The sequence below is a fragment of the Ensifer sp. LBL genome (genome assembly GCF_050435225.1).
In the GTDB taxonomy this organism is placed as follows: Bacteria; Pseudomonadota; Alphaproteobacteria; order Rhizobiales; family Rhizobiaceae; genus Ensifer.
The window spans coordinates 446,651-472,640 of the sequence record NZ_JBNDJY010000005.1 but is presented as its reverse complement, the minus strand read 5'-3'; the positions used below and the strand labels follow the sequence as shown (position 1 = coordinate 472,640).

The 25,990-nt window shown below is 61.0% G+C and carries 27 protein-coding genes; 16 read left to right on the top strand and 11 right to left on the bottom strand.

The features are described 5' to 3' along the window. Positions 1-12 precede the first annotated feature (12 nt). The 8 genes from OKW20_RS22210 to OKW20_RS22175 all read left to right on the top strand — a co-directional run bounded on the left by OKW20_RS22210 (position 13) and on the right by OKW20_RS22175 (position 8,548). A complete protein-coding gene (locus OKW20_RS22210) occupies positions 13-1,200 on the top strand; it encodes a M20 aminoacylase family protein (protein WP_429175419.1) in 1,188 nt (395 codons plus the stop codon). Between the two features lie 22 nt (positions 1,201-1,222). Next, positions 1,223-1,771, top strand: a complete 549-nt coding sequence (locus OKW20_RS22205) for a GNAT family N-acetyltransferase (protein ID WP_429175416.1) — start codon at positions 1,223-1,225, stop codon at positions 1,769-1,771. A 62-nt stretch (positions 1,772-1,833) separates the two neighbouring features. Further along, entirely contained in the window at positions 1,834-3,609 is a 1,776-nt protein-coding gene (locus tag OKW20_RS22200; protein WP_429175391.1) for an amino acid ABC transporter permease/ATP-binding protein, read from the top strand. Positions 3,610-3,682: 73 nt separating this feature from the next. Then, positions 3,683-4,627, top strand: coding sequence for an ABC transporter substrate-binding protein (locus tag OKW20_RS22195; RefSeq protein WP_429175388.1), 945 nt, complete (start codon positions 3,683-3,685; stop codon positions 4,625-4,627). 67 nt (positions 4,628-4,694) lie between these two features. Further along, complete coding sequence (locus OKW20_RS22190) at positions 4,695-5,630, top strand: ABC transporter substrate-binding protein (protein ID WP_043619661.1); 936 nt, start codon at positions 4,695-4,697, stop codon at positions 5,628-5,630. Positions 5,631-5,641: 11 nt separating this feature from the next. Continuing rightward, positions 5,642-6,673, top strand: coding sequence for an LLM class flavin-dependent oxidoreductase (locus OKW20_RS22185; protein ID WP_429175384.1), 1,032 nt, complete (start codon positions 5,642-5,644; stop codon positions 6,671-6,673). A 48-nt stretch (positions 6,674-6,721) separates the two neighbouring features. Then, positions 6,722-7,318, top strand: a complete 597-nt coding sequence (locus OKW20_RS22180; protein ID WP_429175381.1) for a 2-hydroxychromene-2-carboxylate isomerase — start codon at positions 6,722-6,724, stop codon at positions 7,316-7,318. Between the two features lie 39 nt (positions 7,319-7,357). After that, entirely contained in the window at positions 7,358-8,548 is a 1,191-nt protein-coding gene (locus OKW20_RS22175) for a cystathionine beta-lyase (RefSeq protein WP_429175378.1), read from the top strand. On the opposite strand, the gene OKW20_RS22170 is transcribed toward OKW20_RS22175, so the two are convergent. After that, positions 8,545-9,189: a hypothetical protein gene (locus OKW20_RS22170; protein ID WP_429175376.1), complete on the bottom strand. Its 645-nt coding sequence runs from the start codon at positions 9,187-9,189 to the stop codon at positions 8,545-8,547. The genes OKW20_RS22175 and OKW20_RS22170 overlap by 4 nt on opposite strands. A 349-nt stretch (positions 9,190-9,538) precedes the next feature. Between OKW20_RS22170 and OKW20_RS22165 the strand changes: the two genes are divergently transcribed. From OKW20_RS22165 to OKW20_RS22140, 6 genes are all read left to right on the top strand, one after another. Continuing rightward, a complete protein-coding gene (locus OKW20_RS22165) occupies positions 9,539-10,687 on the top strand; it encodes a mandelate racemase family protein (RefSeq protein WP_429175373.1) in 1,149 nt (382 codons plus the stop codon). A 17-nt stretch (positions 10,688-10,704) separates the two neighbouring features. Next, the gene (locus tag OKW20_RS22160) at positions 10,705-11,334 is read left to right on the top strand and encodes an SGNH/GDSL hydrolase family protein (protein WP_429175370.1); all 630 of its coding nucleotides are present in this window, start codon (positions 10,705-10,707) and stop codon (positions 11,332-11,334) included. A gap of 90 nt (positions 11,335-11,424) precedes the next feature. After that, positions 11,425-13,023: an ABC transporter substrate-binding protein gene (locus OKW20_RS22155; RefSeq protein ID WP_429175368.1), complete on the top strand. Its 1,599-nt coding sequence runs from the start codon at positions 11,425-11,427 to the stop codon at positions 13,021-13,023. 534 nt (positions 13,024-13,557) lie between these two features. Then, positions 13,558-14,250 (top strand): hypothetical protein, encoded by a 693-nt coding sequence (locus OKW20_RS22150; protein ID WP_429175365.1) that lies wholly within the window; start codon positions 13,558-13,560, stop codon positions 14,248-14,250. Positions 14,251-14,367: 117 nt separating this feature from the next. Continuing rightward, complete coding sequence (locus tag OKW20_RS22145; RefSeq protein ID WP_429175363.1) at positions 14,368-15,039, top strand: hypothetical protein; 672 nt, start codon at positions 14,368-14,370, stop codon at positions 15,037-15,039. Positions 15,040-15,236: 197 nt separating this feature from the next. After that, positions 15,237-15,908, top strand: a complete 672-nt coding sequence (locus OKW20_RS22140) for a hypothetical protein (protein WP_429175360.1) — start codon at positions 15,237-15,239, stop codon at positions 15,906-15,908. 5 nt (positions 15,909-15,913) lie between these two features. Here OKW20_RS22140 and OKW20_RS22135 read toward each other — a convergent pair whose 3' ends face one another. The 10 genes from OKW20_RS22135 to OKW20_RS22090 form a co-directional block, all read right to left on the bottom strand. After that, the gene (locus OKW20_RS22135; protein ID WP_429175358.1) at positions 15,914-16,525 is read right to left on the bottom strand and encodes a hypothetical protein; all 612 of its coding nucleotides are present in this window, start codon (positions 16,523-16,525) and stop codon (positions 15,914-15,916) included. Positions 16,526-16,942: 417 nt separating this feature from the next. Beyond that, positions 16,943-17,704 carry an ABC transporter ATP-binding protein gene (locus OKW20_RS22130; protein WP_429175355.1) on the bottom strand — a complete coding sequence of 254 codons (762 nt, stop codon included), beginning with the start codon at positions 17,702-17,704 and terminating at the stop codon, positions 16,943-16,945. Next, on the bottom strand, positions 17,704-18,540 hold the full coding sequence (locus tag OKW20_RS22125) for an ABC transporter ATP-binding protein (protein ID WP_429175352.1): 837 nt from the start codon (positions 18,538-18,540) through the stop codon (positions 17,704-17,706). The genes OKW20_RS22130 and OKW20_RS22125 overlap by 1 nt, the downstream gene beginning before the upstream one ends. A 4-nt stretch (positions 18,541-18,544) precedes the next feature. Further along, positions 18,545-19,432, bottom strand: a complete 888-nt coding sequence (locus OKW20_RS22120) for an ABC transporter permease (protein ID WP_429175348.1) — start codon at positions 19,430-19,432, stop codon at positions 18,545-18,547. Continuing rightward, positions 19,432-20,454, bottom strand: coding sequence for an ABC transporter permease (locus OKW20_RS22115; protein WP_043619645.1), 1,023 nt, complete (start codon positions 20,452-20,454; stop codon positions 19,432-19,434). The genes OKW20_RS22120 and OKW20_RS22115 overlap by 1 nt, the downstream gene beginning before the upstream one ends. A gap of 95 nt (positions 20,455-20,549) precedes the next feature. After that, positions 20,550-20,915: a cupin domain-containing protein gene (locus tag OKW20_RS22110; RefSeq protein ID WP_429175345.1), complete on the bottom strand. Its 366-nt coding sequence runs from the start codon at positions 20,913-20,915 to the stop codon at positions 20,550-20,552. A gap of 36 nt (positions 20,916-20,951) precedes the next feature. Then, on the bottom strand, positions 20,952-21,692 hold the full coding sequence (locus OKW20_RS22105) for a FadR/GntR family transcriptional regulator (RefSeq protein WP_429175817.1): 741 nt from the start codon (positions 21,690-21,692) through the stop codon (positions 20,952-20,954). An 80-nt stretch (positions 21,693-21,772) separates the two neighbouring features. Beyond that, the gene (locus OKW20_RS22100) at positions 21,773-21,946 is read right to left on the bottom strand and encodes an FCD domain-containing protein (RefSeq protein WP_429175815.1); all 174 of its coding nucleotides are present in this window, start codon (positions 21,944-21,946) and stop codon (positions 21,773-21,775) included. Positions 21,947-21,986: 40 nt separating this feature from the next. Continuing rightward, positions 21,987-23,504: an aldehyde dehydrogenase (NADP(+)) gene (locus tag OKW20_RS22095; RefSeq protein ID WP_429175341.1), complete on the bottom strand. Its 1,518-nt coding sequence runs from the start codon at positions 23,502-23,504 to the stop codon at positions 21,987-21,989. A gap of 2 nt (positions 23,505-23,506) precedes the next feature. After that, the gene (locus OKW20_RS22090; RefSeq protein ID WP_429175338.1) at positions 23,507-24,301 is read right to left on the bottom strand and encodes an NAD-dependent epimerase/dehydratase family protein; all 795 of its coding nucleotides are present in this window, start codon (positions 24,299-24,301) and stop codon (positions 23,507-23,509) included. 85 nt (positions 24,302-24,386) lie between these two features. On the opposite strand from OKW20_RS22090, the gene kduI reads away from it, so the two are divergent. Together kduI and kduD are read left to right on the top strand one after the other, a co-directional pair. Continuing rightward, positions 24,387-25,211, top strand: a complete 825-nt coding sequence (gene kduI, locus OKW20_RS22085) for a 5-dehydro-4-deoxy-D-glucuronate isomerase (protein ID WP_429175336.1) — start codon at positions 24,387-24,389, stop codon at positions 25,209-25,211. Continuing rightward, complete coding sequence (kduD, locus tag OKW20_RS22080; RefSeq protein ID WP_429175334.1) at positions 25,208-25,951, top strand: 2-dehydro-3-deoxy-D-gluconate 5-dehydrogenase KduD; 744 nt, start codon at positions 25,208-25,210, stop codon at positions 25,949-25,951. Before kduI ends, kduD begins: the two co-directional genes overlap by 4 nt. Positions 25,952-25,990: the final 39 nt, after the last annotated feature.

The following is a 25,990-nucleotide window of genomic DNA, read 5'->3' as shown; positions in this document are numbered from 1 at the left end:
GGAGGTACCCCCATGAACCTCATCCTCACCGACACACAAAGATCCGCCACGGTCGAGCGTGGCCTCGCCACCTTCCTCGACGAGATCGTCTCCGTCAGGCGCGACCTGCACCAGCATCCCGAGCTTGCCTTTCAGGAGAAGCGCACGAGCGGACTGATTGCCGATCTGCTGGTCTCCTGGGGTTACGAAGTCAGCCGCGGCATCGCCGGCACCGGCATCGTCGCCACGTTGCAGCGCGGCAGCGGCAACAGGGCCATCGGCCTTCGCGCCGACATGGACGCCTTGCCGATCGAGGAAGCGACCGGGCTTGCCTATGCCAGCCGCCATAAGGACGTGATGCATGCCTGCGGCCATGACGGCCATACGGCGATCCTGCTCGCCGCCGCCAGGTTTCTGGCTTCGGAGGGGCGTCTCGACGGCACGCTGCGACTGATCTTCCAGCCGGCCGAAGAGATTGGCGCCGGGGCGCGCAAGATGCTGTCGGAGGGGCTGTTCGAGCGCTTCCCAGTCGATGCGATCTTTGGCCTGCACAACTGGCCGGGTGTGCCCGCCGGCCGTTTCGGCTTCGTCGAGGGCCCGGCCATGGCGTCCGTCGACCAGGCCAATATCACGGTCGTCGGCAAGGGCGGCCATGGCGCCGAGCCGCACCTGACCGTCGACCCAGTGCTGGCGACAGCATCGCTGATTACCGCGCTTCAGAGCCTCGTTTCGCGCAATGTCGACCCGCAGCATATGGCCGTCGTCACCGTCGGCTCCATCCATGGCGGCCAGGCGTCGAACGTCATCCCCGAAAGCGTCTCGTTGAAACTGACCCTGCGGGCCTTCAATGACGACGTCCGCCGCCTGCTTGGCGAGCGTGTCCAGGCGCTGGCGCGGGCGCAGGCCGAGAGTTTTGGCGCAAGGGCCGAGGTCGACTATCGGCTCGGCTTTCCGGCGCTGGTCAACCACGCCGCCGAAACGGACTTTGCCCGCGATGTCGCGCTCAAGGCCTTAGGCCCCGACGCGATCATTGCAGATTTCAAGCCGCGCACGGCCAGTGAAGACTTCGCGTTTTTCCTGGAGGAGAAGGCCGGCAACTACGCCTTCGTCGGCAACGGCGACAGCGCGGCGCTCCACAGCGCCCAATACGACTTCAACGACGCGATCATCGCACCGGCCGCCCGCTACTGGGTCCGGCTGGTGGAAACTTATCTCGCATGACGACCAAGGGATGGCGAAAGACATGAGCGACACGTTTCTCTACACCACGCCCCTCGATCCCCGTGCCAAGCCGCTGATCGACGAGCTGATCGTCGAATATGACAGCCGCTACGGCAATTATTTCAGCGAGGAGGGGGCGGCTGCCGAAATGAACCGCTACCCGGCGGAAGCCTTCGCCCCGCCGCATGGCGGCAACTTCGTGCTTCTGATCCGCAACGGCGAAGCCGTCGGCGGCGGCGCCTTCAAGCACTATGACGAGCACACCGCCGAGTTCAAGCGCATCTGGACCCGCTCCGATCTCCGCCGACAGGGGCTGGCGCGCAAGGTGCTCTTCGAACTCGAGGCGCAGGCGGCACGACAGGGCTATTCGCGTGTCTATTTGACCACCGGCTTTCGCCAGCCGGAGGCGGTCGGGCTCTATCTCGCCAACGGATACACAGCACTCTTCGATGTCGAGACCGATCCGGAGATCTACAAGACGCTTCCGTTCGAGAAAAACATCTCCCATCTCGTCACGACTCTGGCGTTCCTGGCCGAAGTGCCGCCGCCTCAGGCCGCAAGCCACGTCTGACACCGACCGATCGCGCCGTCTGCTGCGCCGGCCGCCAACCGATTTCTGAGAGAGGATCCACCATGGCAGTTCTGAGCGATCTTGCCGGCGCGCCCGGTGTCAGCCGGACGAGCGAGCCGAACCCCGGCTATGCCCATTACCGCATCGTGCCGGCGCGCCATCCCGGCCGCGCGCTCGGCACGCTGTTTGCAGCCCTTGTCATTGCCGGGGTCCTCTATTCGGTGTTGACCAATCCGCGCTGGGGCTGGCCCGTCTTCGCCGAATGGTTCTTCGCCGAGCCGGTGCTCGCAGGCCTTGGCCGCACCCTGCTTCTGACGGCACTTGCGACTGTCTCCGGCTCGCTGCTCGGGACCGCACTTGCGCTTGCCCGCGTGTCGAAATCGCCGCTGCTTGCGAGCCTCTCCTTCGGCTACATCTGGCTGCTGCGTTCGATCCCGCTGATCGTGCTTTTGCTGGTCCTCAACAATCTCGGCTACCTCTATGAGACCATCCAGATCGGCGTGCCCTTTACCGGTACGGTCTGGCTGACCTACCCGACGACGCAGCTCCTGACGCCTTTCGCGGCCGCCTTCCTCGGGCTCACGCTCAATCAGTCGGCCTTCTTCGCCGAAATCGTGCGCGGTGGCATCCTTGCCGTCGATCAGGGCCAGCACGAGGCGGCCGCGGCCCTCGGCCTGCCGCGTCGGCGCCAGGCGTTCCGTATCGTGCTGCCGCAGGCCATGCGCTCGATCCTGCCGACCGGTTTCAACGAGATCATCGGTCTCGCCAAGGGCACCTCGATGGTCTACGTGCTGGCGCTGCCTGAGCTGTTCTACACGGTGCAGGTCATCTATCGCCGCAATCTCGAGGTCATTCCGCTGCTGATGGTGGCGACCGTCTGGTACCTGGTGATCATGACAGGGCTCTCGATCGCCCAGCATTACATCGAACGCTATTATTCGCGCGGGGCGGTGCGCAATCCGGCGCCGCTGCCTTTCCAGGCGCTCGTCGCGCGCTTTCGGCGGCCGCTGCCGGAGGTGGTCCGCCCGGCCGCCGCAACCGCAAAGGTCGGCTTCGGCGATGCCCGGGATCTTCGCGCCGGCGGCGCGGTGCATGTGCACGGGATCTCGAAGAGCTTCGGCGCGCTGCAAGTCCTCGACCGGGTCGAGCTGAATCTGCCGGCGGGCAGCGTCACGGCGATCCTCGGACCGTCCGGCTCAGGCAAATCCACGTTGCTCAGGGCCATCAATCATCTGGAGCGCGTCGATGACGGCTTCATCGCGATCGACGGCGAACTCGTCGGCTACAGCCGGAAGGGCGACACGCTCTATGAACTCAAGGAAAAAGACATCCTGAAACGGCGCGCCGATATCGGCATGGTGTTCCAGAACTTCAACCTCTTCCCCCATCTGACCGTGCTCGAAAACCTGATCGAGGCGCCCATTCACGCGCGCGGCCTTGAGCGCGAGGAGGCGGTGCGCCTTGCCCAGGAACTGCTCGCCCGCATCGGCCTCAGCGACAAGATCGACGCCTATCCGCGCCAGCTCTCGGGCGGCCAGCAGCAGCGCGTCGCGATTGCCCGTGCGCTGGCGCTGCGTCCGAAGGTGCTGCTCTTCGACGAGCCGACCTCGGCGCTCGATCCGGAACTCGTCGGCGAAGTGCTCGACGTGATCAAGGAACTCGCGCGCACCGGCACGACGCTCGTCATCGTCACCCATGAAACCGGCTTTGCCCGCGAGGTCGCCGACACCGTCGTCTTCATGGAGGCGGGTCGCGTGTTGGAGGCAGGCCCTCCGGTCCAGGTCTTTTCCGATGCCAAACATCCGCGCACCCGCGAATTCCTCGCGCGCGTTCTCTGACACCAACTGCCGTGCATGTCCCGACGGCGAAGCTTCGCCATCATCCGCAACCAATGATTGAAAGGAGAGAGTTATGCCGATACTCAACACTGTAAAATTGCTTCTGGCTGGCGCCGTTACGGCGCTGACCCTCGGACTTGGCCCCGTCCATGCCGAGGAGAAATTCGACCTCAGCCCCGACACGTCGAACCGCGTGCGCGCGGAAAAGAACGACGCGGCGATCAAGGCGATCGCTGGCGACTTCAAGTTCGTCAATCCGGGCAAGTTTACCGTCGCCATCAATCCCTGGGATCCGCCGATTGCGACCTACGCCTCGGATTCGAAGACCGTGGTCGGCGCCGATCCGGATATCGCTTCGTTGCTCGCCGACAGCTTCGCGCTCGAGCTTGAACTGGTTCCTGTCGCCTGGGCCGATTGGCCGCTCGGCGTTGCCTCCGGCAAATATGACGCGGTCATCAGCAACGTCACGGTCACCGAGGAGCGCAAGGAGAAGTTCGATTTCTCCACCTACCGCAAGGACGTGCTCGGCTTCTTCGTCAAGTCCGACAGCAAGATCGAGGCGATCAAGGAGCCGAAGGACATTGCCGGGCTGAAGGTGATCACCGGGGCCGGCACCAACCAGGAAAAGATCATTCTCGAATGGGACCGGCAGAATGTCGCCGCCGGGCTGAAGCCGATCGAGGTGCAATACTACGACGACCGCGCCGCCGGCGATCTCGCCTTGCAGTCGGGCCGCGCCGATGTCGAGTTCAATCCCAATGCCACCCGCGCCTATGCAGCCTCGATCAAGAACAACACCAAGGTGGTCGGCATCGTCAGCGGCGGCTGGCCGCTAACCGCCGAGATCGCCGTCACTAGCCGCAAGGGCGGTGGCCTGGCCGATGCCGTCACCATCGCACTCAACGACCTGATCAAGAACGGCAAATACGGTGAAGTGCTGAAGCGTTGGAGCCTCGGCGCGGAAGCCGTCGATGCTGCCCAGACCAACCCGCCAGGCCTCCCGAAGAGCGGTTCCTGATCCTAGCCCAACGGATCGGCGGTGCCGCCGCCGGTCCGGTTTCTGCATTCATCCGGAGACCAAAAGCATGATTGGCAAGTCCGCCTTTCGCATCCTTGTCGCCGCAGCAGCGGCAACCCTTCTACAGGTCGCTTCGGCGACGGCCGATGCCGGCTTCGATCTCAGCCCGGAACAGCCGGGGCGCATCCAGGCTGTTCGCAACGAGGCGGCTGTCGCTGCAATCCCCGTCGATTTCAAGTTCGTGACGCCGGGCAAGTTCACCGTCGGGGTCAGCCCCGGTGGGCCGCCACTTGCCACTTACGCCACCGATGCGCGTACGGTCATCGGCGCCGATCCGGAATATGCCGGCGCCATCGCCAACAGCCTGGGATTGGAACTCGAGCTCGTGCCGACCGCCTGGATCGACTGGCCACTTGGGTTGACGTCGGGCAAGTACGACGCGGTCATCTCCAATGTCGGCGTCACGGAACAGCGCAAGGAGAAGTTCGATTTCTCGACCTATCGCCAGGGGCTGCACGGCTTCTTCGTCAGGGCGGACAGCGGGATTGCGGCGATCAAGGAACCGAAGGACGCGGCGGGCCTCAGGATCATCGTCGGCGCCGGCACCAATCAGGAGCGCATCCTGCTCAAATGGAGCGAGGAGAATGTCGCTGCGGGTCTGAAACCGCTGGAGTTGCAATATTACGACGACGAGGCGACGAGCCTGGTGGCGCTCTCATCCGGTCGCGCCGACGTCATCGTTCAGCCGCATGCGCAGCTCGTCTTCATCGCCGCACGTGACAAGAACATCAAGCGGGTCGGGACCTTGAGCGCCGGCTGGCCGGAGCGCTCCGACGTGGCGATCACCACCCGCAAGGGCAGCGGGCTCGCCAATGCGCTGACCATCGCCACCAACGGCCTGATCGAAAACGGGACCTACGGCAAGGTGCTCGCGCGCTGGCACCTGCAGGAAGAGGCATTGCCGAAATCGGAGACCAATCCGCCCGGCCTTCCGAAGTTCTAAGGAGCAATGGCGTGACGCGGAACAAGATATCGATCAGCCATATCGGCTTCCTCAGCCCCGGCAACTACCCCGCGGACGATCCGTTGGATGGACTCGAAAAGACCTTGGCACTCCTGGAATATGGCGAGGCGCTCGGGTTTGCCAGCGCCTGGGTCCGCCAGCGGCATCTGGAACCTGGCATCTCCTCGGCCGCCGCCTTCCTCGCGGCCGCCACCCAGAGGACAAGTCGCATCGAGCTCGGTACAGCGGTCATTCCGATCGGTTACGAAAACCCCTATCGACTGGCGGAAGACCTTTCGACTGTCGACGTGCTGTCGCGCGGTCGCCTGAATGTCGGCCTGAGCGCCGGCAAGCCGCCGCATCTCGATCTTATCGGGCCTCTCGCCTTTGACGGCGACTGGTCGGCTTACGACTTTTCGCACCAGCGGGTACTGCGTTTTCAGGAAAACCTGCGTAGCGGCTCGCTGGGCGACGACGACACGCTGATCAAGACGCCCTTTGGCGCGAAACGCCCGCGGCTGCAGCCGCATGCCAAGGGGCTCGCCGATCGGCTGTGGTATGGCGGCGGGTCGCTGCGTTCGGCCGCCTGGGCCGGAAGCCACGGCTTCAATCTGTTGATCGGCAACGTCACGACCGGCGAGGAGACGGACGCGTTTTTCGTGGCGCAGGCCCGCCAGCTTGCGCTCTATCGATCCTCGGGCGGCGAGGGCAGGCGCGTGGCGCTTGGCCGGGTCATCGTTCCCCTTGATAGTGCGGATCCAAGAACGCGCAAGCGCTATCTCGACTACGCGATCGGACGTACAGAGCGAACTCTGGCGCCGCAGGGGGAACGACGAACGCTCTATGCCCGCGACCTCGTCGGCACCTCGCACGAGATCCTGGAACGGTTGCATGCAGACCCGATTTTGCCGCATGTCCACGAACTGAGGCTCGAGCTTCCGTACGAATTCGAGGATGAGGATTACCGCCAGATTGTCCGTGACTTTGTAACACATATCGCTCCCGAGCTCGGGTGGTCGCCTGCCGACCAAAGGGCGGCCTAGAGAACAATGGCACCGAGCGCATCAAGCCTTGCAAGCAGGACAATCAAAGTGACAAAGACAATCGATTACTTCTTCTCGATCGGCTCGCCGTGGTCCCATATTGGTTTCGATGGCCTGGTCGACCTTGCGACCCGTCATGGTGCTGAGATCAGGCCCTATTTGACCACTGTTGTCGAAGAAAACGGGGGCATCTTCTCGCGAAATCGGCCGGATGCACGCCGTGCCTATGGCGCACGAGACCTCAAACGTTGGGCCGGTGTGCGAGGGAAATCACTGCTTCTGGAAAACCGGCCGGCGCTCGGTGATCCGACGCCAGCATCACTGATCGTGATCGCCGCTTTTCTCGATGGCAAGGACTGGACCGGCCTCACGAGCGCCTTGCAGCATGCGTTTTGGGCCGAGGCCAAGGATATTGGCAATCCAAATGTCCGTGGCGCGATTGCGCACGAAACGGGGCTCGACGGTGCGGCGCTGGTTCGGCGCGAAGCGGATGATGACGTCAAGGCGAAATGGGGGAAAGATCGCGAACATGCCTTAGCAAGCGGCGTTTTTGGTTTCCCGACCTATCGCTATGACGGTGAACTCTATTGGGGACAGGACAATTTGCCGTTCCTGGAGCGCCATCTGGCCGGTGATCGGCCATAGTTCGTAAGCGATCCTCTGTCCTCAAATGAGAATGCGACCATGAATTACAAAGCAAACCTCACCGTCGAACCGGGTCCGCAAACACAGCTGATCAAGGCGGGATATGATCCCGACAGCCAGCGCGGCTTTATCAGTCCCCCTGTCGTTCACGGATCGACAGTGCTCTTTCCCGACGCACGGACGATGGAAACGCACGGGCAGAAATATACCTACGGGACGCGCGGGACGCCGACCACGGATGCACTTTGCGACGCAATCAATGAACTGGAGGGCGCAGCCGGCACGATCCTTGTGCCCTCCGGACTTGCGGCGGTCACAGTGCCATTGCTTGCCTATCTCGCTCCCGGTGACCACGCGCTGATCGTCGATTCCGTCTATGGCAATGTCCGCCAGTTCTGCGACATCATGTTGGCGCGCCTTGGCATCGAAGTGGACTATTATGCTCCCTCGCTCGGGGCCGAAATCGAGACCCTCTTCAAGCCGAATACGCGGCTCGTGCACACCGAGGTACCCGGTTCCAACACGTTCGAGATCCAGGATATTCCCGCGATCGTCGCGGTTGCCCACAGTCGTGGTGCAATCGTGATGATGGACAACACCTGGGCGACGCCGCTCTATTTCAGGCCACTGGACTTCGGCGTTGATATTTCCATCCAGGCGTCCACCAAATATCCGGCCGGTCACGCGGATATCCTGTTCGGAACAGTTTCTGCGAACGTTGAGCATTGGCCGTGGTTGAAGGAAGTGAACGGGTTGCTGGGCCTTTGCGCTGCACCTGATGATGCCTACCAGGTACTTCGCGGCCTGCGGACACTTGGAATCCGGCTTGAGCGCCATCAGAAAAGCGCGCTTGAGATCGCCACGTGGCTTGAAGGTCGCGACGACGTCGAACGTGTGCTGCACCCCGCGCTGCCGACTTTCCCGGGGCATGACATCTGGAAGCGCGATTTCAAGGGGGCCACCGGTGTCTTCTCGTTTGTCCTTCGTGTCGAGCGTGAGGATCAGTTCAAGACGAAAGCGCAGGCCTTTTTGGACGCGTTATCCATATTCGGCCTGGGCTATTCCTGGGGCGGATTTGCCTCGCTCGCGCTTCATGTCAATCTTGACGAACGCAAGGTGACGCCCGTGCCTAGCGAAGGGCCGGTCCTGCGCCTGCAAGTCGGATTGGAAGATGTAGACGACCTCAAGGCGGATTTGGAGCGAGCGTTTTCTGCCGCTCGCGTAGCCTAGGTCTCGTTTCCAAGTAGGTTGTTCAGTCCTTGGAATGGGCTTGTTCCTGCAATGCCTGCATGGGGTCGCATAAGGTTATAGTGAGTGGTCCAGTCTGCTGCGGCCTGTGATCGGTGCAACCGGGAATGATATGGGTTGGCATAGGCCCGAGGGCGGACTGGACGAAGCGTTCGGCCTTGCCATTTGTGCGAGGAGTACAGGGTCGGGTTCGAATATGTCGGCCACCGGCCTGCCGTAAGGCTGTGGCAAGCAGCTGAGCGATAGGCCGAGCCATTGTCGGTCATCATTTGCTCGGTTTTCACGTCAAGCCGGCTGAACCAGCTCAAGGCTCGATTGAGAAAGTCGGTCGAGTCTGCCTGGCCTTCGGACGGCAGGATCTCGGTATAGGCCAGACGGGAGGCGTCATCGATGGCGACGTGCAGGAAGTCCCAGCCGTGGCCTTTGTTGGTGTGCATACCGGGCCTCCTGCGCAGGAACCGATGACCGATACCGTTGATCTTACCTAGCTCCTTGATGTCCAGATGGATCATCTCACCTGGCCCGTGCCGTTCGCAAGGGACCACCGGCAGCTTGGGTTGGAGCAAGGCCAGACGATTAAGCCCGAGCCGCCGCAAGACCAGCCCGACCGTTGAGCGGGCCATGCCGAGCTCCTGCGCGATGACCGGCCCGGTCTCCCGCTGTCACGAAGCCGTTCAATAGCAGCGACCTGCGCGTCCGCCAGAAGATGAGGATAATGTTGCGGCGCCGAACTGCGGTCGTCGAGCGGCCTCTTCGCAACGGGCGTGGAGCGCACCGAGCTTCTTTTCATTCAACTTCTTGATGCCCACACAAGCTCATTCTCGGCATCTGTGAACGCAGGGTGGCTATATTCTTATCAGGCATATTCTAAAAATATGTCATACATGTTTGACAGGTTGACTGATATCTGTCTAATCTAACGTTAGACAAGTTGGTGTGGCCAGGCCGCGCCTTTCACATGCCGGAGGACCAATGATCATCACCGACGTCGAAGTGCGGGTTTTCCGCACGACCACGCGCCGCCATTCGGACAGCGCCGGTCACGCGCATCCCGGCCCGCCGCACCAGGTAGAGCAAGCGATGTTGACTGTTCGCACGGAGGACGGTCATGCGGGGCATTCATTCACGGCGCCGGAAATCGTGCGGTCGCATGTCATCGACAAATTCGTCAAGAAAGTCCTGATTGGTCAGGACCACCGAGATCGCGAGCGGCTTTGGCAGGATCTTGCCCATTGGCAACGCGGATCAGCAGCCCAGCTCACGGATCGCACGCTGGCCGTCGTTGATTGCGCCCTCTGGGATCTCGCCGGGCGGACTCTGAAACAACCTGTATACAAGTTGGTCGGCGGTTATCGCGACAAGGTGTTAGCCTACGGTTCCATCATGTGCGGCGATGAACTGGAAGGCGGGCTCGCAACACCCGAAGACTACGGTCGCTTTGCCGAAGCCCTCGTCAAGCGCGGCTATAAAGGCATCAAGTTGCACACCTGGATGCCGCCTGTCAGTTGGGCGCCGGACGTGAAAATGGACATCAAGGCCTGTGCGGCCGTGCGCGAAGCCGTCGGGCCGAACATCCGCCTGATGATCGACGCCTTTCATTGGTACTCGCGCACCGATGCGCTCGAGTTGGGGCGGGGACTGGAAAAGCTCGGCTTCGATTGGATCGAAGAGCCGATGGATGAGCAGTCGCTGTCTTCCTACAAGTGGCTGGCCGACAATCTCGATATCCCCGTCGTTGGTCCGGAAAGCGCCGGCGGCAAACATTGGCACCGTGCCGAATGGATCAAGGCGGGCGCCTGCGACATCTTGCGAACCGGGGTGAATGACGTTGGCGGCATCACGCCCGCACTAAAAACGATGCATCTCGCCGAGGCCTTCGGCATGGAGTGCGAGGTACACGGCAACACGGCGATGAACTTGCATGTCGTCGCGGCGACGAAGAATTGCCGCTGGTACGAACGCGGGCTGCTTCACCCGTTCCTCGAATACGACGACGGACACGACTACCTGAAATCGCTGTCCGATCCGATGGATCGCCAGGGTTATGTGCATGTCCCGGATCGGCCGGGGCTGGGCGAGGACATCAACTTCGAGTTCATCGAAAACAACCGGGTGCGGTAAGAAGCAAGGCATCTTTCATGAAGACCATTCTCGCTTTTGGAGACAGTCTGACGTGGGGAGCGGATCCGCAGACCGGTCTGCGCCATGCGCCTGAAGGTCGTTGGCCCGAGGTGCTCTCGCGTGAACTCAACGGTACGGCAAAGGTCATTCCCGAAGGGCTTGGCGGCCGCACGACCTGCTACGACGACCACGGTGGACCGGCATGCCGCAATGGTGCCAAAGCGCTGCAAGTGGCGCTCGCAAGCCACATGCCGCTCGATCTCGTCATCGTGATGCTCGGTACCAATGACATCAAGCCCGTGCATGGCGGACGGGCGGAGGGAGCGGTTTCCGGCGTGCGCCGGCTGGCGCAGATCATCGACACTTTTCCTTACAAGCCAAGTGGTGCGAAGCCGAAAATGCTGATCGTTGCCCCTCCACCCTGTTGCGCCGGTCCGGGCGGGGTGCCAGCGGCTGGACGCAACGTTGCTGAATCCGAGCGACTTTCTCCGCTCTACCGCAAGCTCGCAGATGAACTTGGACACGCCTTCTTTGATGCCGGCTCCGTCGCGCGCGCCTCGCAGGCCGATGGGGTCCATCTCGAAGCCGCTGCCACGGCGGCGATCGGCCGGGCGCTTGCAGCACCCGTTGCCGAAATTCTTGGGTGATCTGTCCTTGTGCCTGTGGAGGAACGGGCGGGGCAGAACGTGTAACCGGAAGGCCGAACTCCCTGATGGGCGGCCGCAATAGGAGGAAACATGAAACGCTTTCTAGCAACGGTCGCGTTCGGCGCGCTTCTCATCGCGTCAACGCCATACGGCGTCTACGCCGAAACGCCGGAAGATCAACTCGTCGTCGCAACGACGATGAGCAACATCCTGACGCTTGATCCCGCTGCCATCACTGGCCGCGAGACCGTTCAGGTCCTCAACAACATCTACGACACGCTGGTCATTCTTTCGCCGAAGGACCGCAGTGTCCAACCACGCCTTGCCGAGCGCTGGGAGGTTTCCGACGATCGCAATTCAATCCGCTTTCACCTGCGCAGCGATGCGAAATTTGCGTCGGGCAACCCGGTCACGGCTCAGGATGTTGCCTGGAGCCTGAAGCGCCTGCTTGCGCGTAATCTCGCGCAGTCGTCTTTCCTGAAGACACGAGGCTTTACGCTCGAAGAGGCCGACAAGGCCTTTGTCGCCGAAGACGACCACACCTTCGTTATCAATCTGCCGAAACCCGACGACCCGAACCTGCTGCTGATGATCCTTGCCCAGAACGGCCCCGGCTCCATCTTCGACAGCAAGACGGTTCTCGAAAACGAGAAGGACGGCGATCTTGGCGCCGCCTGGCTGACCCTGAATTCCGCCGGTTCCGGTCCCTTCACGCTCACACAGTGGAAGTCGAACGAGTACATCATCCTTACGCGCAACGACGACTACTGGGGTGAAAAGGCCGCAATGAAGCGGGTGCTGATGCGCCATCTGCCGGAATCCCAGTCGCAGCGGCTGCTTCTGGAAAAAGGCGACATCGATGTTGCCTATTCCCTGCAGGCGCCGGACCTGAAGTCGCTCGAAGCCGACGAGGCGATTGCGATCGCATCGACACCGGGCTCGGGTTTTTACTATCTCAGCGTCTCGATGAAGGACGAGCGGTTTGCCAACAAGAAGGTGCGTGAAGCACTGCGTTATCTGATCGACTATGACGGTCTCGACAAGGCCGTGATGCCCTACTACGGCAAGCTGCATCAGCGGCCGTTGTCGACGGGCGTTCTCGGTGCGCTGCCGGACGAGGGGTACAAGCTGGATGTGGCCAAGGCAAAGGCACTGCTTGCCGAGGCAGGCTATCCGGAGGGTTTCAAGACGACGCTGCGGGTCCTGTCCGAAGATCCGTTCATGAAGGCGGCGACAGCCATCCAGAACACGCTTGCCCAGGCCGGCATTCAGGCGGAGCTCATCAGCGGTTCGGGCGATCAGATCTACGGCGCGATGCGCGAGCGGAACTTCGAGCTGCTCCTCGGCCGTGGCGGCGGCGGCCAGCAGCCGCATCCCGACAACAACTTGCGCTCCATCGCCTACAATCCCGACAATTCGGACGACGCCAAGCTCACCAATTATCAGAGCTGGCGCACCAGCTTCCATGACGAGAAGCTGAACAAGATGATCGAGGAGGCCCTGGTCGAGCGCGACCCGGCCAAGCAGGCCAAGCTCTACGAGGGCGTGCAGCAGTACATGGACGAGATCGTCATGTCGATCCAGCCCTTCTCGGAAGTGATCGACACGGCAGCGTACCGAAGCGATGTGAAGGGGATGATCGTCAGCCCCTGGCTCTCGCGCTTCGAGGGCGTGACCAAGGAGCGGTAATCGCTTCAAGACACTGAAGAAAATGAAGCGAAGAGGGCGCATGTGATCCATGCGCCCTCTTTTTTACGACTGTGAAAAGTGTCATGGGCCCGGGCGCCGACGCGTCGCCGAACGAAATCGGTAACGTTCCCTGTGGCTGCCACTGCTCGGGTTCTCTCGCTCGAGGCCGAAGTATTCCTCATCTTTGCCGGTTTGCGTGGTTCCCCGCCCGTCGCCCCTCGCCTCGCGACGACATTCATCACCAGCGCCTTGCGCGTGCGACCTGGCTGCGGCCCGCTTGCCAATTGCTGCTCCTGGTGTTGCAGCCCTGTTGCTGGAGCGGGCGAACCACCACCGAGATCCAATGCCGCTTCCGGTGCCACTGCTGCCGGTGAAACCGACGTGTCGACAGTCTGCGGCTGGTCTGATGCTGGCTTCTGCGCATTGCCATTTCCCTTCTTTGATCCAGGGCGGTGTCGTTCTCGCGCATCACGCAACCCCACCTTGCGAAACTGCGCGGCGGCGCGATAGCGTCGTGCCTAAAGGAGCAACGAAATGGACAATCGGGACAAAGATTTTGGCTACTACACCGGCTGGGGCGTCGCCTACGCATTGGTCGCAGGCATCTTCATCTACATTCTGTGGCAGGGCGGCGCCGAAAACTGGTGCGCGCCAGAGGACAACGGTAGCTGCTTTCGCGAGTGGGTTGGCGTCCTCAGCGGATGGGCCGCTGCCGCTGTAGCCGTTCCCTCTATCTTTTTTCTTTCCCGTCAGATTCGCACTAGTGATCGCCAGCATCAAACGGCGTTGTTGATGGCCATGCGGCCGCTTCATGCGGCCGCATGGCGTGTCCGTGAATTGGCACGCATCGCTCGCAATGAGGCTAGCGACGTAGCGGAACGTTGGGCCGACATGGAAAAAATTCAGAACGGTAAGCTTGGGGTCGTCGAGCAGTTTCGCGTCGATATCGCTAATCTGAGGGCGCGCATCGACACCGAGGACTTCCGCTTCTTCGAACGGTCGGTTTTGATTTCGCCGTCGATGTCGTCTGCGGGGGTCATCAGTGTGTTTGATCGCTTTGGACGATTTGAAGGGATCGTCGAAAACCGTATCAACGCCGCCCAGTTGCCGGGAGTTTGCGCCATGATGCTCATGAGCGTCGAACAGGTGTACATTTTTGCCGACGCCTGCCTACAGGCGTGCGACCGCATCGAGCAAGAGGTCGCAATGATTGCAGCCGCACGTTGACGCTCCTACTTCCGGCTTGGTCAATGGCGATTGGCCGCCCATCTCGTGCGCCCGGCCTTGCAGACTCAGCCACCCGCAGCCTAGCGTTGCTCTGCAACGAGCTTGGGGCCGATTTACATGAATTTTCGCAAACATTGGGACCGCTGGGTGTGGCTGGTCCCTGCTGTCGTCATCCTCATAGGCGCTGCGCGCCTTTTCTTTGGGCGCGAACCCTTTTGTGCCGTCTCCAAAGAGGAGCATTGCCTGAGAGAGTGGGTATCTGCCTTCGGCGGCTGGGCCGCCGTCGCAGCTGCAGTTCCGACTGTCTTGTTTCTCGCTAAACAGGTTGCGGACGCTGAAAAATTTGCGCGCGCAACCGTTAGGATGAACTCGGTCCCCGCGATTGAGCACGCCAGGCACATCGCTGACCTTGCGCAACGCTTGAAAAACCACGTATCCAGCGGCAGGACCGCACTTGGGGCACTGCCCACTGGCAACGGAGAACAGGACCTGCGGGAGCTCACGGTTCGCGCGAAAGTCGCGCAAAACACTCTCGCGCGTAAGGAACTCCAAGACGCCAGCAGGGAGTTTCAAACATCTCACACATCGTCGTTGCTTGTGGAACTCCTTGATATGGACGTCACGCCATTGACACAGCTCGCTGAAGAGATGGTGCCCGAAAAAGAGCATATCGCAGTCTGCCGGGACTCCGTTCTGAAAACCTACGAAATGATCGAATCGTTTAGTAAAGAGTTGTCGGAGAGAGCAGTCGAACGTCGGCGCATGTTTGAGAAGATTCTCGACCCTTGATCCTGTGATCACACAAAAGTCCCCTCGACTGCTCGGATAATGGCTTCGATCGCGGCATCACTCTGTCGATCGTCCTCGACCTGCTTCGTGGTGACGGAAAGTTCGCCAATACTCTCGCTGAGACGCATCTGCGCCCGGCCTTGCAGACTCAGTCGCTCACAGCCTAGCGTTGCCGATGAACTGTGTGGGGAGGCGACATGGACATACGCAAGCACTGGGACCGTTGGATCTGGCTGATTCCGGCGGCTGTAATAGTAATCGTCTGGTTGCGCTTGCTTTTTGCGGAACGGCCATTCTGTTCGGCAGATCCGAACGAAAATTGCTTTCGAGAGTGGATTTCGGCGCTCGGTGGCTGGGTTGCCATTTTCGTCGCGGTACCGACGATCGCCTATCTGGCGAAGCAGGTAGGCGACGCGGAAAGGTTCTCCAGAGCGAATGTCCGCCTGCAAACGCTCCCAGCCCTCGAGCATGCGAAACACGTCAAGAGCCTTGCGACAAAACTCAAGCGCGCACTTGAGGAGTCTATCGACCGCCTGCCGACAATTCCTTCCTCCGACATTGTTCGGGATGTGAAAAGCGTAGCCAGTAGAATAACAGTTATCAGAACAATTCTTGACCGAGAGGAGTTCAAAAAAGCAAACCTTGACTTTCAGACTTCCTTCAACGCATCGATGTTTATCGATGACTTCAATTCTATGATCACCGATGCTGAAGGAAAAATTAAGTCTGGCTTCAGTGAAACATATCTCACAGCACTGACCGATACCGTAAAAGGCCACTATGAAACAGCGATATTGTTTTGCGATGCGATCATAGATCAGAGCACTCTTCGAATTTCTCTTACCGAGGCGATAATTTCGGCCACTTGAATACTTCATGCCTCAAAAGCCCCCTCGACTGCTCGGATGATGGTCTCGATCTCGGCATCGACCTGCCGATCATCTTCCACTTGCCTCATGGAAATCGAAACGTTGGCCTTGCTCATGCTGGCAACGCGGGCGAGATCCGCCTGCTCGACATTTAGATATTGGTTGGCAATGTAGAGGGCGATGCGGCGCAGCCGGGCGGCGCGCAGCCACAGCGGATCCGCCGTCGCGCGCCGGGCCGGGTCTGCTTCCAGGATGAAGGCCGGTTTCACCGTCGCGGCCTGGGCCACAAAGGCGATCGCCATGCGGTATTGCGCCGTCGAGCGGCTTTGCCATGGCCTCTTACCGTTGGTCGCCTTCTCGCGTGTTTCCATGCGGCGCTGGCTCTTTAGCTCAGAGATCGCGAGCTGCACCCGTGAGGCAGTTTTCCCAGTGAGTGGCTTCTGCCCGACGCGGATCCGGTAGAGATAGCGCGGGCAAAGGCCGGCGGCCTGCAGCACGTCCAACTCCCGAAGGCCGGCGGCGGCGATCGCGTCATCGATGGCGGCAATGGTATTGAACATAATCAGCCTGGACATGAGGCCGAACGCGGGACAAATCGGCAGATTGAGAAAGCTCATGGCTGCGGCAGGAGCTGCCGCGCCGAGCCGCCACCGACGGCGGGTACGATTAGAGAGGCGCCATTGCTACGCACTGCATTAGCGACATCGCACTGAACTGAGGAGCGCTCCCGAGGAAGGGGCCGCACTGAATTGGGGAGCGCTCCAAACTGCGACGCCTGCACTGAATTGAGGAACGTTTCCGACACCGCGCCCTTCAAGACTGCGCCTCCCCGCTCTCGACGAACTGGATGCCGCGTTCCGCGGCGATGAGGGTCTGGGCTGCACGCGCCGAAAGGTTCGGGAGGCGTGCTGCCAGGGTCATTGGAAAGCTCAAACGCCGATGGTCAAACGGGGGTGATCAGGCAAACAAAAGCCCGGCGTTGAGCCGGGCGAGTTGGGGAGAAGGAGGTTTTTTTGGGAGGAGATGCGGCTGGCTCAGTGCGAGCCTTCGTACTCCAGCGAGGCGCCGATCAGCTCACGCGCGTAGGCGTGGGTTGCCTGGTTGCCCGGGATCGCCGCGCGGGGCAAAATTTCGGTAATCTCTCCGTGCAGCATGACCGCAAAGCGGTCGCACATGTGGTCGACCACCGCCAGATCGTGCGTCACCATGATGTAGGTGAAGCCACGCTCCTCACGCAGGCGCTGGAGCAGGTTGAGGATTTCCGCCTGCACCGAAACATCGAGCGCCGACGTCGGCTCGTCGAGGAGCAGCAAGGAAGGCTCGAGAATCAGTGCCCGTGCGATCGCAACGCGCTGCCGCTGGCCGCCCGAGAGCTGATGCGGAAAGCGATCGAGGAAGGAAATCGGCAAGCCCACATCCGTGATTGCCTTGCGCATGCGCTCCTCTCGATCACCGAGCTTATGGATGACAAGAGGCTCGTTCAGCACCGTGCGAACCGATTGGCGCGGATGCAGCGAGCCGTAGGGATCCTGGAAGACCATCTGCAGCGTACGGCAACGCTCGATCAACGGCATGTCACGCACCGACCGTCCGTTGATCAACACGTCGCCGGTCCAAATGTCCGTTAGCATCGAGATGCAGCGCAGCACCGTGGACTTGCCCGATCCGCTTTCGCCGACGAGGCCGAAACATTCGCCTGGTGCCACGGAGAAGGTGACGCGTGGCAACACCTTGACTGCGGTGGGACCGCTACCAAAGGTGATGGAGACGTCGCGAGCTTCGACAGAGACGGACATCAGGCTTTCTCCTCCAGCCATTCGGGACGGCGATCAAGCACGCTGAGCGGTGCCCGTGGGCCGCCGATCCGGGGCTGAGCGGCCAGCAGGCCACGCGTGTAGGGATGTTGGGCCTTGTCGAGATCCCGCGCAGCCAGCGTTTCAACGATGCGGCCGGCATACATGATGAGCACCCGATCGCAGAAATTGCGCACCAGGTTCAAATCGTGACTGATCATGATGAGCCCAATGCCGCGATCTCGCACCAGCCCATCGAGAATGTTCAACACCTGAAGTCGCACCGTGACGTCGAGGGCCGAGGTCGGTTCGTCGGCAATGACGAGCTCCGGATCGGCAAGCAGCATCATCGCGATCATGACGCGTTGCCCCATGCCGCCAGATATCTCGTGCGGATACTGATCATAAACGCGTTCCGGATCGCGGATCTTCACCGCCGACAGCATGGCGAGCGCCTTCTGACGGGCTTCCGCCTTAGTGCACCTGAAGTGCCGCAGATAGGTTTCCGCCACCTGGTCACCAACCCGGCGAATTGGGTTCAAAGAGAATTTCGGATCCTGAAGGATCATGGACATACGCCGGCCGCGAACTTTGAGCAGTTCCCTTTCCGAAAGCGCCGTCAGATCGAGCTCGGCAAAGCGCAGCGTGTCGGCGGTGATCGTGGCACCCGGCAGAAGTCGCAGCAGGGCGCGTCCGACCGTCGATTTGCCGGAGCCGGATTCGCCGACGATGCCAAGGCGTTCGCGGCCGAGGGTGAAGGACACGCTGCGCACGGCATCGGTCGCTGCGCCGCCATAGCGGATGCGGAGGTTTTCGACCTGGAGAATATCTTTGCTCATCGGTCTACCTCCGGTTCATCTGCTTCGGATCGAGCGCATCGCGCAGCCCGTCGCCGAGAAGGTTGAAAGCGAGACTGACCGAAAGAATGGCGACACCCGGGAAAGTGACGAGCCACCAGCTGTCCAGCATGTACTTGCGACCTGTCGCGATCATCGCGCCCCATTCCGGCAGCGGCGGCTGGGCGCCGAGCCCCAGGAAACCGAGACCGGCAGCCGTCAGGATAACCGTCGCCATGTTCAGTGTGAGGCGAATGAGCACCGAGGGCAGGCACATGGGCATGATCGACTTGACGATGATGCGTGTGGCCGATGCACCCTGGAGCCTGGCTGCGGAGATGTAGTCCGCCTTGCGAAAGGTCATTGCCTCTGCGCGCGCGAGGCGTGCGATCGGCGGCCACGACGTCAGCGCAATCGCAATGATGGCGTTGTTCAGGCTCGGGCCGAGCGCCGCAACGAAAGCGAGCGAGAGAATGAGGCTCGGGAAAGACAGGAAGATGTCCGTGATGCGCATCATCACGGTATCGACCTTGCCGCCGAGATAGCCGGCAGTCGTGCCGATGACGAGCCCGATTGGGCCAACGACTATCGAGACGAGGAAGATGATCGTAAGCGTGATACGCGAGCCCCAGACCAGGCGGCTGAAGATGTCGCGACCAAGCTCATCCGTGCCGAACAGATGTCCATTTCCGGGCGCCTGCAGCGTGTTTGCGAGGTTCTGGGCATAGGGATCATGGGTGGCAATCAGCGGCGCGAAGGTCGCGACAAGGACGAGCAGGACCAGGACCGCAAGACCGAAGGTCGAGGTCGGACTTTTCAAAAGGAAGCGCACGATGTTCTTGAGTGCGGCAAGCGGAGCCGGCAAGCGGAACGCAGTTTCAGCTTGGGTGGTCATCAGCGTGTCCTCGGGTCGAAGATGCGGTAAAGAACGTCGGACAGAAGATTGAGGGCGATAAAGATGATCCCGACGATCAGGACGCAGGTCATGACGGCGTTCATGTCGCCGGTGATGAGGTTATTGGTGAGATATTGGCCAAAGCCCGGCCACGCGAAGACCGTCTCAATCAGCACGGCGCCTTCGAGCAGCGAGCCATAGGCAAGTGCAATGATGGTGACCAGTTGCACCCGAATATTGATGAAGGCGTGCTGCCAGATCGTCTGGCTGCGAGAAAGGCCTTTGACACGCGCCGTTGTGACATATTCCTGACCGAGCTGATCCAGCATGAAGCTGCGGGTCATGCGCGTAATATAGGCGGACGAGGAGTAGCCAAGCAGCGACGCCGGCAGGATGATGTGGTTGACGGCTGACCAAAACACATCCATTTCGCCGGCGATCAGGCTATCGATCAGCAGGAATCCGGTGCGCTCCTCGACAAGGCCAATGTAGAACTGGTCCATGCGTCCGCTGCCGCCGACGAGGCCGAGATAAGCATAAAACACGATCAGCGCGATCATGCCGGTCCAGAAGATCGGCATGGAGTGCCCGAACAGGCTGAAGACGCGCACGACATGGTCGGGCCAGCGATCCTTGTTGACGGCAGCAAGCACCCCAAGCGGTACGCCGAGGCCGGCTCCGATGAGGATTGCGAAGGTCGCAAGCTCGATCGTTGCCGGCATCACATGCAGGATGTCCTGGATGACCGGCTGGCCGGTGCGGATGGAGGTTCCGAAGTTGCCGGTGAAAACGTCGCCGAGGTAGTAGGCGAATTGTTCCCAAAGTGGTCGATCAAGCCCGAGCGAACGATAGACCTGCTCGTAGGTCTCACGCGTCGCGTCCTCCCCAACGATGGCGCGGACTGGATCGGCAGGCATGAGGCGGCCGATGAAGAACGTCAGGAGCAGAAGGCCGAGCAACGTGACCGCAATGGTCCCGACCTGCCCGGCCACGCCGTGGAATCGTAGGCGACGAATTGACATGGTTCCTCCGTTTGTCAGTCGCCTTCGGTGAGGCGTTACAGGCTCCAATCCTGTATGACAACTTTCATTGAACCTGTCACAGGTTATATCGAGTGTCAAGCAGAGCCGACGGAGAGGAAGTCATCTCTGCGGGGCGTGAAGCAGTCGATAAGCTCTCCTGCCTCCAGGCATTCGCAGCCATGTTCCGTGTTTCCGGGGATTACGAGGCTGTCGCCAGCTTTCAGTTCGTAAGCCTGGCCGTTGCGAAAGAAGCGAAATTTACCGCGCGCCACATAGGTGGATTGCACGTGCGGGTGGCGGTGGAGCTTGCCTTTCGCACCGTTTTCGAACCGGAAGGAGACAACCATCAGCTCGGGCGATTGCGAAAGGACCTGGCGGGTAACGCCGGCGTCGGTCGAAACAGTGGGAAAAGTGGGAAGAGACATGCGGACCTCATTGGCGATGTATGACAACATCACCATACATGTCTTATCCTGTATGACAACTATTCGCGTTTGTTAAATTGCGTCGGGGGTCATGGTGCGGGAACGCAAAAGCGCGTTGTACCGATCAAGGCTTCCTCGCAAGTGGGCGCGCATGCGTTCGCGCGCCGCTTCAGCATTGCCTTCGATGATTGCCTCAACGATCTGGCCGTGCTCCTCCTGAAGGTGGAGGTTATAGTCCTTCGGGCGCGACCCCGGCGCGGATCCCTGCAACTCTCCGCGTGGAATGATTCCAGTCCGGATCAGTTGGAGAAATTCCGGAAAGCGCCGGTTTTGCGTGGCTTCCGCAATCGCCAGGTGAAGCTCAAAATCCGCATCGCGCGTCGGGTTGCCAGTTGCAAGGCACTCGCCTACCCGATGATGGGCCTCCAGGATGGTCTCGATCTGGGCGGGTGAACGGCGCGCGGCCGCCAGGCCTGCCGATTCCACCTCGAAAACCGTGCGAAGTTCGAGAAGCTCGATGACCGAGGAAATCCGCTCGGTCTTCAAATCCTTGAAGGGCTGGTTTTTTTCCGGCTGTGTCTCAAGGGCAAATATGCCGGCGCCCTTGCGCGCTTCGACCAGCCCGTCGGCGCGAAGGATGGCAATCGCTTCACGCACGACTGTACGGCTGACGGAATATTCGCGCGTCAGAGCGCTTTCGCTCGGAAGCCGGTCGCCAGGGCGAAACACGCCTTCCGCCAGATCGCGACGCAGCGCGGCGCTGATTTTTGCCGCAAGCGACGTGCCACGCTCGATAGTGTTTACGGCTTCCATTTTCGTCCCAACATGCCTAAACCTGTCTGGCATGTTAGTCGTTATCTGTTCGAATGCAAGTGCGACCCTCTCAACCAGTGCTAGCGCAAGGTGCGCAGCATGGAGCGATATCGCGTCTGGCTGTTCTTTAGGTGATCGCGCATGGCCGCGCGAGCCTGTTCCTCATCTCCGCTTTGGATCGCGTCGAGTATCGCCTCGTGTTCATCGAAGAGCCGCCGCATCTCGACGGAGGGAAGGGCGGCTTCTCGCTTCATCTCTGGATACGCCAAAGTTGGCGGACGAGGCAATTGCTCCTCAATCCGGTCGCAAATCGGCAGGCAAAAGCCCGTCTGGTACATTCTGATAGGATACCGGCCTAAGAAACCTGCGGATCGACATTGTCCCGACGGAGGTGGCGCCGAAATTCGTGGAGGCCGGATAAGGCCCGCCATGAACCATGGCGTCGCAGACCTCGACGCCTGTCGGAAAGCCGTTGACAAGAAGACGGCCGGCCTTGCGTTCCAGGATCGGCATAAGTTGGCGCGCAAGATCCGTGTCCCCGTCGTTGAGATGAAGGGTTGCGGTCAACTGGCCATCGAAACGCCTGGCGACGGCGATCAGTTCTTCAATGCTTTCGACCGTGACGATGAGGCCGAGCGGGCCGAACACTTCTTCTGAAAGCGTGTGATTGGCGAGCCAGTCCCGTGCCGAAACGAGGAAGAGATTGGGCGTGGCGTTGCGCCGATCGCAGCTGGACGTGAAGACGTCGCGAACACCATTGCCTGAGGCGATACGATCGCGCCCATTGCGATACGCGTTGGCAATTCCATCCGACAGCATTACTTGCGCGCCGATCTGTGAAAGCGCCGCACGCGCGCTTTCCGCAAACGCTGGCGCTTCCCTTGCTGCGATCACGGCAATGCCCGGATTGGTGCAGAATTGTCCGGCGCCCATTGCCAGCGAGCTTGCCCAGCCCCTGGCGATTTCCTCACAGCGGGCCGTGCCGGCCTCGGGCAGGATGAACATCGGGTTGACCGAACCCAGTTCGCCAAAGAAGGGGACCGGTTCCGGGCGCTGGGCACACAGGTCGAAAAGCGCGCGGCCACCCGCAAGGGAGCCGGTGAAGCCGACGGCCTTGATCAGGGGATGTGTAACGAGGCCGGTGCCGACGTCCCGGCGGCCGCCCTGGATGAGGGAGAATATGCCGGGGTGAAGCCCTTGCGTCCTGATCGCTGCATCGGCAGCCTCTGCAACCACCTCGCTCGTCCCTGGATGGGCGGAATGGCCCTTCACGACGACCGGGCATCCGGCCGCAAGGGCCGACGCGGTATCGCCGCCCATCGTCGAGAAGGCCAAGGGAAAATTGGAGGCGCCGAACACCGCAACGGGACCGACTGGTCGCTGAACCAGTTGGATGTCGGGGCGCGGCAGGGGCCTTCTTTCTGGAAGCGCCTCATCGTGGCGCCTATCGAGATAGTCGCCCTGTCGGACATGGGCTGCAAATAGCCGGAGCTGGCCGGTGGTGCGTGCACGTTCTCCTTCCAGCCGGGCGGCCGGCAGACCGGTTTCTGCGCTGCCGATCTCGGTAATCGCCGCCCCGCGGCTTTCGATCTCATCGGCAATGGCTTCGAGAAAGGCTGCGCGCTCTTTCCGGCTGGAATAGCCATAGGACCAGAAGGCCTCCTCGGCCGCTTTCGCAGCCCTGTCGACCAGATCCGGCGTGCCGACGGAAAACTCGAACGCGGCGCCATGGGCCGGTTCGCTTCTGAAGGTCTGCTCGGTCGCGATCCACTCGCCCGCAACCAGGTGTTTGCCGTGAGGGGTGAAGGTCATTGTCACTCCTTGAAGATGGGATTGTCGGTAAAGGCACCGCCTTGAAAGCGCGCCATTGATTTATCGGGGGTTGGTTTCGCCACGTTCGTTTCGATTTTCTTGCGCCAGGTCTCGGCGTTGTCTTTCGCCCTCCAGCCGAGCCAAGCCAGATGCGAATTGTCCCACCAGCAGGCATCGTTTGCCGACACGCCCCAAATGACCGGGCAGCCAAGCACTGGTGCGCGGAAGGCGGCTTCGATCAGCGATGCGAAGTCGCCATGGGAAAACCAGGTCGACAGCATCCGGTGGTCCATCGGTTCAGCTGTACAGGAACCAATGCGCACGAGTGCGGTCTCCTGTCCGAACTTGTCGAAGTACAGGCGGGCGAGCGATTCACCGAAGCATTTGGAGACACCATAGAGCCCGTCGGGCCGATAAGGGGCATCGGGCCCAAGTCGATCCGTCTGCGGATAGTAGCCGACCGTGTGGTTTGAGCTTGCAAAGACGATGCGGGGCAAGCCATGGGCGCGAGCGGCCTCGTAGAGATTGTAGAGGCCGACAATATTGCCGGTGACTATCTCGTCGAACGGGCGTTCGACGGAGATCCCGCCGAGGTGCACGATACCGTCGCAGCCCGCGACCATCGCATCGACCGCCCCCGGTTCTGCGAGATCGCAGTGCATCCATTCCTCATTGGGGCCGGTGGCCTGCGCTGGCGCGATGTCGGCAAGGCGGATCGTTTCGGCAAGCGACGCCAGTCGCGTTCGCAAGGCGCGACCAAGCGCGCCAGCCGCACCCGTGATCAGGAGGCGTTTCATTCGGGTCTTGACCTTGAACAAGTTATCATACAATACGGACTAACATGTATTATCTCTTGTCTGCAATACCCCAAAGGAGGGCCGAATGCTGACCGTCGAAACCAGGCAGGCCGTTAATCCGGACTACGCGCGAGCACTCGACACGGAGGGCCTGCGTAAGCATTTCCTGGCGCAGGATATGTTCCGTCCCGGTGAGATCCGGCTGATCTACACGCATTACGATCGCTTCGTTATGGGAGGTGCCGTTCCAGACGGCGCCACGTTGACGCTCGATCGGGTTGAGGAAACGAAGACGACGTCCTTCCTCGACCGGCGCGAAATGGGCATCGTGAACATCGGTGAGGCCGGTACGGTGACGGCCGGTGATGAGATATACGCACTCAACCGCGGCGACGTGCTCTATCTCGGAGCCGGTTCCGGTGCGGTGACGTTTGCCGGGCGCGGGCGTTTCTACATCGTCTCCTGCCCGGCGCACCGCACCCTGCCGGCGCGGCTTGTGACGCTCGGTGAAAGCAAGGAGGTCAAGCTTGGCGCGACGGAAACCTCCAACAAGCGGACCATCAATCAGTTCATCCACCCGCTCGTGATGGAAAGCTGCCAGCTCGTGCTCGGCTACACAACGCTCGAAGACGGCTCCGTTTGGAACACGATCCCTTCCCACGTGCATGACCGCCGCATGGAGGCCTATCTCTATTTCGGCATGGACGAAAAATCCCGCGTGCTCCATTTGATGGGTGAGCCGCAGCAGACGAGGCATCTGTTTATCGCCAACGAGGAAGGTGCGATCTCGCCGCCATGGTCGATCCACTCGGGCGCGGGCATCGGCTCTTATACCTTCATCTGGGCGATGGCCGGCGATAATGTCGATTACACGGACATGGATTTCATTCAACCGGCGGATCTGCGATGAAAAATCTCTTTTCTCTTGAAGGACATAAGGCTCTCGTCACGGGGGCGAACACCGGTCTTGGTCAAGCGATTGCTGTTGGCCTGGCTCAGGCGGGCGCTGAGGTCGTCTGTGCCGCGCGCAGGGCGCCCGACGAGACCCTGGCACTCATCGACAGGGCCGGGGGAAAGGCGACTGCCCTTGCGCTTGATTTCGCCAATCCGATGGCAGCAGCCGGAATCTTTGCCGGTGCGGGATTCGACATTCTCGTCAACAACGCCGGCATCATCCGTCGCGCGGACGCGGTCGACTTTACCGAAGCCGATTGGGATGCAGTTATGGATGTGAACCTCAAGGCACTGTTCTTCACGACGCAGGCTTTTGCCAGGGAGCTGCTCGCGAAGGGCATGCCCGGCAAGGTGGTCAACATCGCTTCGCTGCTTTCCTTCCAGGGCGGAATTCGCGTGCCGTCCTACACCGCCGCCAAGCATGGTGTCGTGGGCGTCACGAAGCTCCTCGCCAACGAATGGGCGTCAAAAGGCATCAACGTCAATGCGGTTGCGCCCGGCTACATCGAGACGAACAACACCGAGGCCTTGAGGGCAGACCCCGACCGCAACAAGGCAATACTCGAACGGATTCCGGCAGGCCGCTGGGGCCGCGCCGAAGACATTGCCGGCGCGACGGTGTTCCTGTCGTCGGCGGCTGCAAACTACGTCCATGGTGCGGTTTTGAATGTTGATGGCGGCTGGCTGGCACGTTAGCCGTCAACTTGTATGATGACTTGTATGATGACTGTTGAC

What these genes read in the sequence shown, in the direction of transcription:
- OKW20_RS22195 (WP_429175388.1), top strand. Translation starts at nt 3,683, where the DNA reads ATGCCGATACTCAACACTGTAAAATTGCTTCTGGCTGGCGCCGTTACG.
- OKW20_RS22170 (WP_429175376.1), bottom strand. Translation starts at nt 9,189, where the DNA reads ATGGCCCGCTCAACGGTCGGGCTGGTCTTGCGGCGGCTCGGGCTTAAT.
- OKW20_RS22200 (WP_429175391.1), top strand. Translation starts at nt 1,834, where the DNA reads ATGGCAGTTCTGAGCGATCTTGCCGGCGCGCCCGGTGTCAGCCGGACG.
- OKW20_RS22165 (WP_429175373.1), top strand. Translation starts at nt 9,539, where the DNA reads ATGATCATCACCGACGTCGAAGTGCGGGTTTTCCGCACGACCACGCGC.
- kduI (WP_429175336.1), top strand. Translation starts at nt 24,387, where the DNA reads ATGCTGACCGTCGAAACCAGGCAGGCCGTTAATCCGGACTACGCGCGA.
- kduD (WP_429175334.1), top strand. Translation starts at nt 25,208, where the DNA reads ATGAAAAATCTCTTTTCTCTTGAAGGACATAAGGCTCTCGTCACGGGG.
- OKW20_RS22140 (WP_429175360.1), top strand. Translation starts at nt 15,237, where the DNA reads ATGGACATACGCAAGCACTGGGACCGTTGGATCTGGCTGATTCCGGCG.
- OKW20_RS22210 (WP_429175419.1), top strand. Translation starts at nt 13, where the DNA reads ATGAACCTCATCCTCACCGACACACAAAGATCCGCCACGGTCGAGCGT.
- OKW20_RS22105 (WP_429175817.1), bottom strand. Translation starts at nt 21,692, where the DNA reads ATGGAAGCCGTAAACACTATCGAGCGTGGCACGTCGCTTGCGGCAAAA.
- OKW20_RS22160 (WP_429175370.1), top strand. Translation starts at nt 10,705, where the DNA reads ATGAAGACCATTCTCGCTTTTGGAGACAGTCTGACGTGGGGAGCGGAT.
- OKW20_RS22150 (WP_429175365.1), top strand. Translation starts at nt 13,558, where the DNA reads ATGGACAATCGGGACAAAGATTTTGGCTACTACACCGGCTGGGGCGTC.
- OKW20_RS22110 (WP_429175345.1), bottom strand. Translation starts at nt 20,915, where the DNA reads ATGGTGATGTTGTCATACATCGCCAATGAGGTCCGCATGTCTCTTCCC.
- OKW20_RS22120 (WP_429175348.1), bottom strand. Translation starts at nt 19,432, where the DNA reads ATGACCACCCAAGCTGAAACTGCGTTCCGCTTGCCGGCTCCGCTTGCC.
- OKW20_RS22125 (WP_429175352.1), bottom strand. Translation starts at nt 18,540, where the DNA reads ATGAGCAAAGATATTCTCCAGGTCGAAAACCTCCGCATCCGCTATGGC.
- OKW20_RS22175 (WP_429175378.1), top strand. Translation starts at nt 7,358, where the DNA reads ATGAATTACAAAGCAAACCTCACCGTCGAACCGGGTCCGCAAACACAG.
- OKW20_RS22155 (WP_429175368.1), top strand. Translation starts at nt 11,425, where the DNA reads ATGAAACGCTTTCTAGCAACGGTCGCGTTCGGCGCGCTTCTCATCGCG.
- OKW20_RS22090 (WP_429175338.1), bottom strand. Translation starts at nt 24,301, where the DNA reads ATGAAACGCCTCCTGATCACGGGTGCGGCTGGCGCGCTTGGTCGCGCC.
- OKW20_RS22190 (WP_043619661.1), top strand. Translation starts at nt 4,695, where the DNA reads ATGATTGGCAAGTCCGCCTTTCGCATCCTTGTCGCCGCAGCAGCGGCA.
- OKW20_RS22145 (WP_429175363.1), top strand. Translation starts at nt 14,368, where the DNA reads ATGAATTTTCGCAAACATTGGGACCGCTGGGTGTGGCTGGTCCCTGCT.
- OKW20_RS22135 (WP_429175358.1), bottom strand. Translation starts at nt 16,525, where the DNA reads ATGAGCTTTCTCAATCTGCCGATTTGTCCCGCGTTCGGCCTCATGTCC.
- OKW20_RS22205 (WP_429175416.1), top strand. Translation starts at nt 1,223, where the DNA reads ATGAGCGACACGTTTCTCTACACCACGCCCCTCGATCCCCGTGCCAAG.
- OKW20_RS22115 (WP_043619645.1), bottom strand. Translation starts at nt 20,454, where the DNA reads ATGTCAATTCGTCGCCTACGATTCCACGGCGTGGCCGGGCAGGTCGGG.
- OKW20_RS22095 (WP_429175341.1), bottom strand. Translation starts at nt 23,504, where the DNA reads ATGACCTTCACCCCTCACGGCAAACACCTGGTTGCGGGCGAGTGGATC.
- OKW20_RS22100 (WP_429175815.1), bottom strand. Translation starts at nt 21,946, where the DNA reads ATGAAGCGAGAAGCCGCCCTTCCCTCCGTCGAGATGCGGCGGCTCTTC.
- OKW20_RS22130 (WP_429175355.1), bottom strand. Translation starts at nt 17,704, where the DNA reads ATGTCCGTCTCTGTCGAAGCTCGCGACGTCTCCATCACCTTTGGTAGC.